Origin of the sequence: Arthrobacter sp. NPDC057013 (genome assembly GCF_042674585.1) — a bacterium.
Taxonomy (GTDB): Bacteria; Actinomycetota; Actinomycetes; order Actinomycetales; family Micrococcaceae; genus Arthrobacter.
In genome coordinates, this window is record NZ_JBHUSE010000019.1 from 69,506 (window position 1) to 82,536 (window position 13,031).

The 13,031-nt window shown below is 61.9% G+C and carries 13 protein-coding genes; 12 read left to right on the forward strand and 1 reads right to left on the reverse strand.

Going from position 1 to position 13,031, the window contains the following annotated elements; all coding sequences use genetic code 11:
• The first annotated feature begins 13 nt into the window (after positions 1-13).
• The 12 genes from ACFTSA_RS19560 to ACFTSA_RS19615 all read left to right on the forward strand — a co-directional run bounded on the left by ACFTSA_RS19560 (position 14) and on the right by ACFTSA_RS19615 (position 11,607).
• Positions 14-1,000, forward strand: a complete 987-nt coding sequence (locus ACFTSA_RS19560; RefSeq protein ID WP_377953405.1) for a Gfo/Idh/MocA family protein — start codon at positions 14-16, stop codon at positions 998-1,000.
• Positions 993-1,988: a LacI family DNA-binding transcriptional regulator gene (locus ACFTSA_RS19565; RefSeq protein WP_377953406.1), complete on the forward strand. Its 996-nt coding sequence runs from the start codon at positions 993-995 to the stop codon at positions 1,986-1,988. The genes ACFTSA_RS19560 and ACFTSA_RS19565 overlap by 8 nt, the downstream gene beginning before the upstream one ends.
• The gene (locus ACFTSA_RS19570) at positions 1,985-2,551 is read left to right on the forward strand and encodes a VOC family protein (protein WP_377953408.1); all 567 of its coding nucleotides are present in this window, start codon (positions 1,985-1,987) and stop codon (positions 2,549-2,551) included. Before ACFTSA_RS19565 ends, ACFTSA_RS19570 begins: the two co-directional genes overlap by 4 nt.
• A 3-nt stretch (positions 2,552-2,554) precedes the next feature.
• A complete protein-coding gene (locus tag ACFTSA_RS19575) occupies positions 2,555-3,454 on the forward strand; it encodes a sugar phosphate isomerase/epimerase family protein (RefSeq protein ID WP_377953410.1) in 900 nt (299 codons plus the stop codon).
• Positions 3,454-4,446: a Gfo/Idh/MocA family protein gene (locus tag ACFTSA_RS19580; RefSeq protein ID WP_377953411.1), complete on the forward strand. Its 993-nt coding sequence runs from the start codon at positions 3,454-3,456 to the stop codon at positions 4,444-4,446. Before ACFTSA_RS19575 ends, ACFTSA_RS19580 begins: the two co-directional genes overlap by 1 nt.
• Positions 4,447-4,639: 193 nt before the next feature.
• Complete coding sequence (locus tag ACFTSA_RS19585) at positions 4,640-5,815, forward strand: CynX/NimT family MFS transporter (RefSeq protein WP_377953450.1); 1,176 nt, start codon at positions 4,640-4,642, stop codon at positions 5,813-5,815.
• Positions 5,816-6,015: 200 nt separating this feature from the next.
• Positions 6,016-7,272 carry an ABC transporter substrate-binding protein gene (locus ACFTSA_RS19590; RefSeq protein ID WP_377953413.1) on the forward strand — a complete coding sequence of 419 codons (1,257 nt, stop codon included), beginning with the start codon at positions 6,016-6,018 and terminating at the stop codon, positions 7,270-7,272.
• Positions 7,273-7,328: 56 nt separating this feature from the next.
• The gene (locus ACFTSA_RS19595; RefSeq protein ID WP_377953414.1) at positions 7,329-8,243 is read left to right on the forward strand and encodes a carbohydrate ABC transporter permease; all 915 of its coding nucleotides are present in this window, start codon (positions 7,329-7,331) and stop codon (positions 8,241-8,243) included.
• Entirely contained in the window at positions 8,240-9,097 is an 858-nt protein-coding gene (locus tag ACFTSA_RS19600; RefSeq protein ID WP_377953415.1) for a carbohydrate ABC transporter permease, read from the forward strand. Before ACFTSA_RS19595 ends, ACFTSA_RS19600 begins: the two co-directional genes overlap by 4 nt.
• The gene (locus tag ACFTSA_RS19605) at positions 9,094-10,080 is read left to right on the forward strand and encodes a Gfo/Idh/MocA family protein (protein WP_377953417.1); all 987 of its coding nucleotides are present in this window, start codon (positions 9,094-9,096) and stop codon (positions 10,078-10,080) included. The genes ACFTSA_RS19600 and ACFTSA_RS19605 overlap by 4 nt, the downstream gene beginning before the upstream one ends.
• 130 nt (positions 10,081-10,210) lie before the next feature.
• A complete protein-coding gene (locus ACFTSA_RS19610; protein ID WP_377953419.1) occupies positions 10,211-10,960 on the forward strand; it encodes an SDR family NAD(P)-dependent oxidoreductase in 750 nt (249 codons plus the stop codon).
• Between the two features lie 158 nt (positions 10,961-11,118).
• Positions 11,119-11,607, forward strand: coding sequence for a VOC family protein (locus ACFTSA_RS19615; RefSeq protein WP_377953420.1), 489 nt, complete (start codon positions 11,119-11,121; stop codon positions 11,605-11,607).
• Positions 11,608-11,701: 94 nt separating this feature from the next.
• On the opposite strand, the gene ACFTSA_RS19620 is transcribed toward ACFTSA_RS19615, so the two are convergent.
• On the reverse strand, positions 11,702-12,766 hold the full coding sequence (locus ACFTSA_RS19620; RefSeq protein WP_377953422.1) for a Gfo/Idh/MocA family protein: 1,065 nt from the start codon (positions 12,764-12,766) through the stop codon (positions 11,702-11,704).
• Between the last annotated feature and the right edge of the window lie 265 nt (positions 12,767-13,031).

Consider the following 13,031-nt stretch of genomic DNA (forward strand, 5'->3'; position numbering starts at 1 on the left):
GGGGGTATTGCGGTTGACTCATATACGAACAATCATTCTGGGTGCTTCCCACTGGCATGTTCCGCTTTGCGCGCAGGCCATTTCCGAAGAGCACGAGGTGGTAGGAGTCGGCGACGACGACGTATCCCGCGTGCAGGTGCGGGAGCTGGCGAAAGGCTGGGGAGCGCCGGTTGAGACTGACTGGCGGAAGCTGGTTGATCTCCCCGACGTCGGACTCGCTTATGTCTTCGGTCCCCATGACGGTATGGCCGAAAAGTGTCTTGCCCTGATCGGGCGCGGTATTCCGTTCGTCGTGGAAAAGCCCTTGGGCACTTCCCTTGACGAGCTTTCCGCCGTACGTCAAGCCGCCGAGGCAGCGGGCGTGCCTGCCACTGTCCCCCTTGTCCAGCGTGGCGGACCCACAGAGCAATGGCTTGCCAAAGCAGGCCGGCCAACTTACCAGCGGACCTCATTTATTGCCGGTCCACCCTCCCGGTATCTCGGCAATGCCAATCCCTGGATGCTCGATCCGGTTCAGGCTGGCGGGGGTTGCCTGGCCAATCTGGGTCCGCATTTTGTCGATCTGTTCCTCAGGAACAGCGGTGAGCCCGCCGCACATGTGGATTCCCGGCTCTCATCGGCTCTCCACCACCAGGGCGTTGAGGATCATGCCAGCCTCATCATCACGACGCCGGAAGGACGCGAAGCCATTGTCGAGGTTGGCTACGCATTCCCCGGCTCGCCGCTTAAGCGCTACTGCAGCTTCACCTCGGTCGGTGAGGCAGGTTTCGCCTCCGTTGATTCGGACGGCACAGCTACGTTCACTGCAGTGGACGGCACCACGGAGGTCGACAAGATCAATGTGGACAGCGACCCTCTGTACGATCCGTTCGTGCGGAGCGTCGCGCGGACACTGGAAGATGGATTCCGTGGCCTGACTACGCTGGCCCAGCTCGAAAACGTCATGCGCCCCATTTGGCGGGCCTACGACGACCAGCACGGAGGAAGAGAACATGCCTGACTTAAGTATCGACGTCGTCGCAAAAGCTGCCGGTGTCCACCGGTCAACGGTATCCCGGGCATTCTCACGCCCCGAGGCGGTGAAGAGCGAAACCCGCGAACACATCCTCCGGGTCGCCGAAGGACTCGGCTACACGATGAGCCCGCTCGCGCAGGCGCTTCGTCGGAAAACCAGTACCTTCGTCCCGCTGATCGTCCCTGACATCACCAACCCGTTCTTCGCTGAACTGGCCAAAACGATGACACAGGCGGCTGACGAGCGCGGCTACCAGTTGCTGCTGTGCGTCACCAACGGGGACCCGGCCAAGACCGATGGATACTTCACTGCCATGCAGGCGATGTATGCCCCCTTCGGGATTGTTGCCCCCTCAACGAAGGTCGATACCGAAGCGCTCAAACGCTTCGACTTTGGCCACAAGGTCGTGGTGATCGACCGCGTCGAAGGTGATGACTCTGTCCCTACCGTCACCGTCGACAGCCGCCAAGGAATCATGCTCGCGCTGGAGCACCTGCACGCTCTGGGGCATGCCTCGATCGGCTACGTCTCCGGCATTGCCGGGACGCACACCGCACAGGACCGGATGGACGCCTACCTGGAGCTCACGGCCCAGAGCGGCAGCACGCCCATCGTTTTGGACAGCGGGTCGGATCTCGATGCGGGCACGCGCGGGGCGGAGCACTTCCTGCAGATGGACAATCCGCCAACAGCCATCATTGCAGCCAATGACATGGTCGCCTTTGCGGTGATCTCGGCGCTTGGCCGAAGCGGTGTACGGGTACCGGAAGACGTATCCGTCATCGGCTTCGATGGCCTTGCCCTGGGAGCCCGGTTCAACCCCGCCCTGACGACCATCCGGCAGCCAATCGCCGACATGGGACACATCGCCATCGAACTGGCCGAGAAACAGAACGCCGACGGCTCCGTGGACCACATCGTCCTCGAACCGGAGCTCCTGGTGCGCGGCTCCACCTCGGGACCACGCAAATGACCGGGGAACAGGAGCAGCCGCTCCGGCGACTGCCAGGGCTCCGCCACACTGACCACGTAGGCCTGACCGTGCCAAACCTTGAGGACGGCATCCAGTTCTTCGTCGAAGTTCTTGGAGCTGAGGAGCTGTACCGCTCCGAACGCGGACCGGACGAAGACTTCATGCCCACAAACTTCGACGTCCCGGCGGATGCCAAACTCACGCTCGCCATGCTGCGCCTGCCCCCGAACCTCAACATCGAGCTCTTCGAATGGAACAGCGCCGAAAGCCGCGAAACGCCACCACGGCACTGTGACGCCGGCGGCCACCACCTGTGCTTCGTCGTGGACGACGTCGACAAAGCGATCAAAGTACTGCAGGAGACACCCGGGGTACGCGTGCTCGGTGAGCGCAAGGAAGTCGCCGGTGACAGCCCCCGCGTCGCCGGCAACCGCTGGACCTACTTCATCACCCCCTGGGGACTGCTGATGGAAATCGTCGACCGGTCCCGCGTCCCGGCCCCGCCCCGGCTGGTCGGTCCTGCGGACTGGACAGCATCCCAAACATTTCAGAAAGGACCATGAACAATGCGGCTAGCGGGTCACACACTAGGCACCCCCAACCAGACGGTTCCCCAAGCACTCAAACTGTTCCGAGCCGCAGGGCTCGATGCCGCCGAAGTCATCTACCAGGACGATTACAAGTCCGGATTGGCTCTTGGCGACCGTCGCGCCGCGATGGAGGCACTGCAGGCGGCCGAAAGCGAAGGCGTGCCCATCGTCGGCCTTACCCCGTACACCACAGCCATCAACTCACTGGACGATGGGGAATGGCGTCAAGCAGTCGATGAATTCCGTGGCGCCATCGACACCGCCCACCTGCTCGGCGCCGACCGGGTCCGTGTCTATGCTGGCTCCTGGCACCCTGGCGACAACGAGCACGCGGCGCGATGGGCACAACTGCGTCGGGCATTGGAGACGCTCGCACCTGTTGCAGATCAGGCAGGAGTCCGCCTTTGCGTGGAAAACCACTTCGGCACCATGACCCAGACCGCGACGGACACCGCTGCCCTGGTCCGGGAAATCGCCCACCCGGCCATCCGTGTCCTCTATGACCAGGCGAACCTGACCTTCACGCACGACGAAACGTTCGAACAGGCCTTCGCTGTTCAAGCGGACCTGATCGGTCACGTACATGTGAAGGACCTGGTCTTCACGGACCCCAACGCGGCCTTCCGCGCCACGGAAACGGCCCGGGTCAACGCCTCCGAGCGCGCGGTACGGTCCCGCGTCGTCGGCAGCGGTGTCGTTCCGTGGTCCGAAATCCTCGCCTCGTTGGTGCGCCACGGCTACGACGACGTGCTGAGCATCGAGCTCGAGTACCGTTGGCACCCCCAGGACCTCCCTGTGCCCGAGGACGGGTTCCGTGAGTCCGCCGCGGTCCTGCGCTCAATGCTCTCTGACCTGGCTGAAGTGAGGAACGCTTGATGACCACCAAACGTCTCCGCGTCGGAGTTATCGGCGCAGGCAATATCGCCACCATTGCCCAATTGCCCACCCTCGTTCAACGCGATGACGTCGAGCTGGCTGCCCTGGTCTCCCGGCGTGAGGACCCAAGCAGCCTGGTCAGGCGCTGGGGATTTGGCGCCGCGTATAAAACGGTGGAGGACATGCTGGCTGCGCAGCAGCTTGATGCGGTCTTCGTGCTGACTCCACGCTCCGAGCACGCCCATGCCGTGCAGCTGTGCCTGAGCCGTGACGTCGACGTGTTCTGCGAAAAGCCGTTGGCTCCGGCAACCGATGAGGCAGAACGTCTGGCAGATCTCGCCGACGAGCGGGGACGCTTACTGATGGTCGACTTCAACCGCCGCTACGCTCCCGTCTATACAGCCGGCCGCGAAGTTTTTGGCGCTAAAGGCGCCACCTTCTGCGTCGCCCAGAAAAACCGCCCTGGGTCCGAATACCGTGCAACCTTCGAGAATGCCATTCACATGGTCGACCTCCTCCGCTGGTACTGCGGCGGCGAGCCGGTGGACGTGGCCGCCCATGCCGCCGGTGACGATCCATGGGAAGAAGACGGCGTCGCAGCAACCATCCGCTTCAGTACCGGGAATACGGGGGTCCTGATGGCAGCGCGGACAGCAGGAGCATGGAACGAGAAGCTGGACGCCTATGGGGACGGTAAGACAGTCGAGGTCCGGGCGCCCGAAACGGTATCGACCACTGTCAGGGGCATCACGACATCCCGGGAACTCAGCGCCGAGGCGTTTGGCTGGGCTACCGCGACAGACACCCTGGGATTTTCGGCCGCCGTTCATCATTTCCTGGACCGGGTCGCTGACAGGGCGCAGCCGCTGACCTCGGGCCGCGACGCTGTCCACACCCAACGCTTGCTCGACCGGATCCTCGCCGCGTCCGGGTTGCCGACAGAGGAACAAGCCGGTCGGGAATGGGCCAGCCACGCAGTGAACGGAAGCTGAACAAACCAGGCTGGCCCATCAATCAGTCCAGGTCTTACACCGGACGCTGTGGGGACCGCGGCCTGACACAAACCGCCGAGCAGAAGGAGGCGCAAAAATAGCTTCGAATCGCCTCCGCCAGAGCCCATCGAAGATCGGGGGAGAGGGACGACATCCGCTGCGCGGGCGGCTCACCCCGCTGGCCGGCATCCTGCTGGTCGCGTTCAGCGCCAGGCAGGCGGTTTCGGCGATATCCCCACTCCTTGGTCCAATAAGCCAGGACCTACCCCTTGACGCCGTGACGACAGGGATCCTGGGGATGCTGCCGACCGCCGGGTTCGCAGCGATGGGCTTTCTGGTTCTCCCTCTCATCCGCCGTACCCGGCTGGAACACCTATTGCTGGCGTCGCTCCTGCTGACAACACTTGGCCAGGTTGGACGCGCACTGGGGTGGACTGTCCCGGCCTTTTTGGCCTTCACCTCGATCACCATGCTGGGGATCGGGGTGGTAAATGTGGTGATTCCGCCGCTGCTGATGAAGTATTTCCCCGATAAAACCGGGATCCTCCCAGCCCTCCACGTAACTCTCCTCGCCGTCAGTACCGCCGTGGCAGCCCAAGCCGCCATACCCTTGGCGGGTATCTACGGCTGGCGGTTCTCGATCGGCAGCTGGGCGGTGCTCAGCGCGGCCGCAGCCGTACCCTGGCTGATGGTCCTTACAGGCAGGCGTACGGCTGCGCGTGTCAAGGAACCCGCGGCCGGCGGAGTACCGCCGCCCGGTACCAGCGTGATCAAGCCTTGGAGATCATCGATTGGCTGGGGTGCGGCACTAATCTTCGCCGGTTGCTCGAGCAATACGTTTGCGGCTCTTACGTGGTTTCCAGTTGTTCTTATGGACAGGGGCATGAGCCCGGAAAGCGCCGGATTCATGCTGGCGCTCTATTCCATCCTTGGCCTGCCTGCCGGTCTTATTGTGCCTCTGGTGACGGTGAGAATGCCTCGCCCGCTGCCTCTTGCAATCCTGTTCGCCGTCACGTTCGCCGTTGGCTATGGAGGGATCATCTTTGCTCCGACAGCTTCTGCCGCGGCGTGGGTGGCCATCGCGGGGCTGGGCCAAGGCGCTTACTCGTTCGCGTTTACGATGATCAATAAGCGCGCACGAACCCAGACCGGCTCGGGGATACTTTCCGGGTTCGCCCAAGGAGTCGGCTACGCCCTGGCAAGTGCCGGCCCCTTCCTCTTTGGTCTGCTGCATCATCCCGGAGACGGCTGGGTGCCCTCTTTCGGCATGCTTGGAGCATGGCTCCTGGTGCTCATGGCGGGAGCCATGACGATCAACAAACCGCGCGTGCTTGAAGATGCGTTCGGGCCCGCCCCCCACAAGAAGTAAAAGCAGGATGCACGGCCCCGCGCTCACCCTGTCCCGAACGCCCGCCATCTCCGCTTTCGACGCGGAGTAACGGCACCCAAGCGCGAATCAAACAAGTTCTTGACAGACCCTTTTTTCGACCCTACGTTTATTGCAACCGATCTCAGCAACCGATCTCACTCACTGTGCAGCAATGCAACCGATCTCAAAGGAGAGATGACATGATCAGAACCGCAGGCGTTTTGACCGCGGCGGCCCTTGCCGCGGCGCTGTTGACCGGATGTTCAGGTACTTCGGGGGACTCCGGCAACGGGGACGGCCCCGTGACGTTGACGTACTGGGACTTTATGGACCCAAGCCAGTCCAATCCCCGCTCCGCGGCACTGAAGCAGAACATCGAGAATTTCGAAAAGGACAATCCGAACATCCATGTTCAGCTGTCGACAGTTTCTTTCGGGGACATGATCGGCCGGCTCCCACAGGCTGCAGCTGCGGGGCAGACGCCGGATGTCGTGAAAATGTTCGCCCCGGTTGTTCCGCAGATCGCTGCCGCCCAGGTCTATGAGCCCCTTCCGGAGGAGGCTAAGAAGATCACCGACTGGTTGCGTCCGGTCGACAAGCTGGCAGGCAAGGATGGAAAGCAGGTGGCCGTTCCGTATGATTACCGCACCTGCACCCTGTACTACAACGACAAGATCCTGAAGAAGATTGGTGCGACCGTTCCGACTACCTGGGACGAGGTCGCCAATGTCGCCGGAAAGGCGGCCGCCGCGGGATTCACGGGATTCGGCACCGGCTTCTCGGGCGTCGACAACTCGGCGATCATTTCCACATTTTTTGATTGCTTCATGAGTGAGGTGGGGCAGAACATCTCCGGCCAGGACGGCAAGGCCAGCTTCGCGACGGACAAGGGTAAGGAATTCGCGGACTTCCTGGTCAAGCTCAAGAAAGCCGGCGGGATGGCACCCAGCGTGGTGGGGGACCAGACCTCCACCGTCACCGACGGCCTCCAAAACGGCACGGCGGCGATGGCGGTCCTCGGAACGGAACGTATCGTAACCCTCAAAAAAACCAATCCGGATATCAAGTGGACCACCTTGCCCAAGGCCTCAAACGGTTCGAACAAGGGCTCGACATTCGGCTGGACCCTCGGCATCGGCGCCGGGACCAAGCACGCGGACGCGGCCTGGAAGTTCATCGAGTACATGACCGGTCCCAAAGCGGGCGCGGTGATGGCAAGCGGCGGTGACATTCCCACGCGTGCCGCCACCTTCAAGGCACCCTTCTTCTCCACCCCGGAAGCCAAGACCGTGCGGGATGTCAGCAAGTTTGTCAAAGACCACAGCGAACCTCACACCTACCCGGAAAACTGGATCGCCATTTCGGGCGGCCTGGCCAACGCCGGCCAGGAACTGTACCTCAACAACCGTTCAGCCGATGAGTTCATGAAGGCCGCCCAGGACGCGGCCAACAAGTGACCCTGACTACCCGATCCACGAGGAATCGAACCTCAGGGCCCAGGAAAGCGACCCCTATGTCAACAACACAAATACGGCACGCACCGCCGCGCACCACACCTCAGCTCCGTCCCGGACGGAAGGACCCGCGGGTCTGGCTCTACGTCGTCCCTGTCGTGGCAGTCTTCCTCTTCGTCTTCGTCGGGCCCCTTGTTTTCACGGCCTGGACTGCCCTGCACGCAACCACGTACTACCAGATAAGGGACTTCACCGGGCTGAACTCGTTCGCGAAACTCTTCGCCGACAAGAACCTGCCCAAGCAGATCGGGACAACCCTTGCCTTCTCGCTCGGGGCGCTGGCAATCGCCTTGCCGCTCGGTTTCGCCTCTGCAGTGGTGCTGAACAAAATCATCCGGTTCAAGCGGCTGGTGCGGAGTCTGTTCCTGCTGCCGTGGCTGATGTCCCAGGCCACCGTCGGCACCCTCTGGTTGTGGTTCCTCAACCCCAACTACGGTCCCGGAACGGCCATCACCAAGGCTTTTGGCTTCGGCCCCACCGATGTGTTTTCGGCCCCCGGTTCTGCGCTGGTGGCGGTCACCCTTATCACCGCGTGGTGGTCCTACCCTCAAGCGATGGTCCTCTTCCTCGGGGCATTGCAGACCGTCCCCACCGAACTTTACGAGAGTCTGCGCGTTGACGGAGGCAACGTGTGGCAGGGTTTCGTGAACATCACGCTTCCCTTCCTTCGGAACACCATCGTCTCGGTCGTCGTCGTCCTCCTGATGCTCTACGTGCAGATGGTGACCATCATTCTCGTCACCACACGCGGCGGCCCGCTGGGCGGAACGGAAACCCTCTCCATGCGGGTTTTCAACAAGACGTTCCAGGACTTTGATCTGTCGGGCGCCTCAGCCACAGCCATCCTGCTCTTCGCCATCAACATCGCTCTGACCCTGGTAGCTGTCCGCTTCCGACGGAAGGAAACCCTGTGACTGCCACTATTCCGGCACGCCGCCGGCCCGGTCATATGCTGCGGCGGATACCCATCTGGGCAGTCGTCGCAGTCACAGCCGCCCTGGTGCTGCCGCCCATCCTCTGGATCCTGTCAACATCCCTGAAGATTGACGCCAATACGGTGGCGTTTCCGCCCGTGTGGATTCCGGACCCGGTCTCCGTCGAGAGCTACACCGGGCTGTTCACCTCCACCAACATCCGTTTCTTCGCGAACTCCCTGATCTACGCGATCGGCTCGATCATCCTCGCCCTGGCCGTCTCCGTTCCCGCAGCGTACGTCGCGACCCGCTACCGAGGCCGCCGCATGGAGGGCCTGATGACGGCAATCCTGGTGCTGTCGATGGTCCCTGGGGTCGTGGTCTTCATTGCGCTTTACTCGATGTTCGTCAAAACCGCGCTCATCAATACCTACCCTCTGCTGATCGTGGTGTACACCGGCATCATCTGCGGACAGACGATCCTGTTCCTGCGCAACTTCATCGAAAACATTCCCGTTGAGATCGAGGAAGCGGCAGCAATCGATGGCTGCAGCCGGCACCAAATCCTTCTGCGGATCGTGCTGCCGTTGATCCGGCCGGGAATCGCCGCCGTCGCGATTTTCATCTTCGTCTTCGTCTGGAACGACTTCCTCGTAGGAACCGTCCTGGCAACAACCGAAGACATGAAAACCGTGCAAAACGGCATCGTCCGCTACATCTCCACCGGATTCGGCAATTTCTGGGCCTCCTTCGGCGCTTTCGTTGTCGTCGCATTCCTTCCCGTCCTGGCCATCTTCGCCGCCTTCCAGCGCTGGTTCATCGCCGGCCTGACCTCAGGGGGAGTCAAATCATGACCTCGGCAAAACCGGCTCCGCGCGTCGCCGTCGTCGGGGCAGCCGGCTGGGCCGGATCACGGCACGCACGAGCATTCGCCGCAGCAGGTGCCGACGTCACCGTCCTTGTCGAGAAGGACGACCGCGCCTACCCGCTCGCCCAGGAACTGGGCGCGGTCCTGGCGCCCGGCATCGAGGAGCTCCGGCCTGAGCACGCGGACCTAGTGGTCGTCGCCCTCCCGGCGACCATTCAACCGGCGATCTGCGCCGACCTGCTGAACAGAGGCTTCCGTGTGCTGACCGAAAAGCCGGTGGCCGCGGACGCGGAGGGCGCTGCCGTCCTTGCTGCCGCATCCGGTGTTAATGAGCGCCTGATGATCGGGTACACCCTCCACCAGCACCCCGCAGCCTCCCTGGCCTCTGAATGGGTGGGCAAAAACGAGGTGATCACCGTGTCCGTGCGTTCCGTGGCACACAAGCAGAACGTTGATTCCTGGCGGGCTGACCCGAAGGAGGGCGGCGTCGTCGTCGTCAACGGCATTCACGCCATCGAGTTAGTGTCATCCTGGTTCGACGGTGACCCAAAAGTCCTGGCCACAAGCTCCAGCAGCAGCCTGTACGGCTCGCCGGTACCAGAGCACGTAGTCACCGCGCTCGAATTCCCTCCAGGCGTCCTGTTCAATCTGCAGACTTACTGGTCTCCCTGGCAGGAGCCACAAGGGCTCAACCAAGGGGACTGGAGCCTCACTATCGATGTTCTCGCCCGAGACGGCCGGATGTTGTGGTCCAACGACACCGTGCACGTCTGGAACCGGGACGGAGGCCACGAGACACAGTCGTTCGCCCCCTCCGACCTCTTCCTTCGCCAGGCAGAGGCGGCCCTGAAGTTCTGCACCGGCGAAGCCCCTGCCGTTACGTTCACGCAGGCACTCCGTGCCACCGCCATCGCCGATGCCGTTGTAGCTGCGGCAGCTTACGGCGTGAAGGACGTGGTCGCCCCGTAGCATCGTCAAAAACTGAACAAAGGCCACCAGCCGAACTGCACGACAGCTAAGGAATGAACATGAAGCGAGCAACTCACGCTCAAACCGCAGGAGAACCGCGGTGCACGCCCGTCCATGGGGGCGAGAACAAATGAGCCTCAAAGATCAGGTGGTTCTGGTAACCGGGTCAAGCGGGGGAATCGGCGATGCGGCTGTCACCGCGCTCATAGCCGAAGGCGCCATCGTCGTAGGCGCTGACCGTTCCCCCAGAGAGGGACAGCCTCTGGAGGGCTTCTATCCCCTCGACATCACCTCGGAACAGCAATGTGCAGCCACCATCCAGGACATCGCAGCTAAATACGGCCGCATTGATGTTCTCATTCATGCAGCTGGAGTGCTGGGTCCCACCCCCGGCCTTATGGAGACAACCACCGAGGAGTTCGACTCCGTTCTGAGGATCAATGCCTCCGCGACCTTCACCATGGTGAGGGAGACCGCCAAGTCAATGCTTGAGACCGGCACCGCCGGCGCCATCGTGGTCCTATCGTCTGTTGCAGCGAAGGAATCACGGCTCAACTACCTGCCGTATAACGCGAGCAAGCTGGCAGTCCTTCACATCATGTGGTCATTCGCCGAACTGCTCGGGCCCAGCGGCATCTCCGTCAATGCGATCGCACCAGGCCCGGTGAACACTCCCATGTGGGGACAATTCGCAAAGGATACCGGTCCGGACGCGGCCGCCAACCGTGCCAAGCGTGCCGCGCAACTGCCGATGCGCCGATTCGCCGAACCCGACGAAGTCGCCCGCGCCATCCTGTTCCTCGCCGATCCCGACAACCGCTACATCACAGGGGTTTCCCTGGATGTGGCAGGCGGAGCACATCTGGGAATCGGAACCTGAACCACCCAACACGGGGCCTCACACATGCTGCCGCCGCGCCGCTATCCCATGGCCCACTCATCCAGCATCAACGCTTCCGGGCTGCTCTCATTCCCCGAAAGGCCAATTCAGCTATCGGAGACGAGTAGCAAGCCCTCGACCAATCATGGAGACACTTAATGCGACATCATCACACTGCCCTGCACGTTACGGATATGGAGCGCAGCGAGCGATTCTACGTCGATGGTCTTGGACTAAAGCGTTTGGATGCGTGGACGTCAGGGCCATACGTCGGCGAACTTTACGGCCGTCCCAACGTAAAGGTCCGAGCCATGCTTCTCACCACCGCTGACGGAGCCTTCCGGCTGGAACTTGCCCATGCCGAGCCTCTGCTGCCCGCCGTTAACCCATCGGCGGCGCAGCCGGGCACGGCACACCTTGCCTTCACAGATATTGACGTACGGCAGGTTTACACCAGGATGACAGCGCTTGGTTACGAGGCGGTGTCCGAACCCGTTGCCCCGACGTCAGGCCCCATCGCAGGCGGGTGGCTGGTCTACCTACTCGATCCGGACGGAAACCGGGTGGAACTCATTCAGACGCCCGACTGGCAAAAAGCTGACGCGAGCGGTGACGGAACGGCGGTAACGAGTATCCCAGCAAGTTAGGTGTCAGGTTGGGGTGTAGCTAGGCGGACACGCGTACCCGCTAGGCAGTCCGCTGGTCATACTCTTGACGGCACACCGCAGTTCGAACTGTGGGCTAGACGCTGGGTTCCGCCATCGGCAGCAGTTCATCCATGAAGACTTCTCGGTTTTCTGCGGCTGAGCGCCCCACGCCCAAGGTGGCTGCAAGTGTCATCAGACCATCCCGAGCTCCGATGAGGGGTTCGGCACCGGTTTTGATGATGTCAAGGAAGTGCTGAAGCTGGGCGGCGTATGCGTGAGATTCTGCTATTTCATGCTGTTCGACAATCAGAGGGTCGTGCCAGTCTCCGCTGTTGGCATGCCTGTAGAGCTTCATGCTTGGAATGGCAAGCGATCCTTCTGTGCCTCCGATGTGGTAGGCATCTGCAGGAGTATGGGGGAAATAGGCGCCCTGTCCTGAGTTCAGGTCCCAGCACCATGGTGAGGCAACGGAGTCGCTCAGCAGCAGAGTTCCGAGCGAGCCGTTAGCGAACTTCAGGATCACGGCCGCGGTGTCTTCAACTGCAAATTTCCGGACATTGTTGGACGTCACCGCGAGGACGCTCTGGATGTCTCCGATGAGATATCGCAACGTGTCAATGTCGTGAATGAGGTTGATAAGGATGGGCCCGCCCCCAGGCTGCTGGCGCCACAGGTTCTCGAAATACTGATTTTCCTTTTTGATCTGGCACATGCCGTTGACTGTGACAATCTGTCCGAGTTGTCCCCCTGAAATCAGCTGCTTGGCCCGGACAATGTCCGGGCTGTGGCGTCGCTGGTGACCGATGAGGACGGGAACGTCGGCCGCGTCAGCCGCTTCGATAATGGCCAGGGCGGCCTCTGCAGTGTCAGCGACGGGCTTTTCTATCAGTGTAGGGATGCCGGCGCGTATGCACGCTATGCCCGCCTCCCGGTGCATGCTGTTCGGGAGGGCGACAATGGCTCCATCCAGGCTGACCTGACTTAGCAGGTCCTCGTAATCGGAGAAGTGGGGCACATTGAGTTCAGCCGCGAGCTGTTTGGCTGAGGGTGCTGGATCTGCTATGCCGGCGAGTTCTGCTTCTTGGTTCGCCTTGAGGAATCGTGCGTGCTCGCGGCCGATGAGCCCGGCTCCCATAAGGGCGATTTTTACGTGCTTCATGTAGGTGCTCCGTTTTGATTGTGGATGTCGCCTGGATTGCGAATGCGAACTCGCCGTGGTCTTTTTCCCTAGGGTTAGGCCTTTCGCTCACCGAGGACGGGTCCTCGGGAGGAGTGCGACGGGTCGACCAGTCCAGGCCGTCCGGCGGACGAGCATGCCGGAGTGGGCGGTTGGTTCGCGTTTCGCCTACCCCTGATGATGCGGCCAGGAGAATCTCTTTAACCGCTGAGTTGAGGGCGTCGATGTTGGCGAAGGGGAAGCGCCT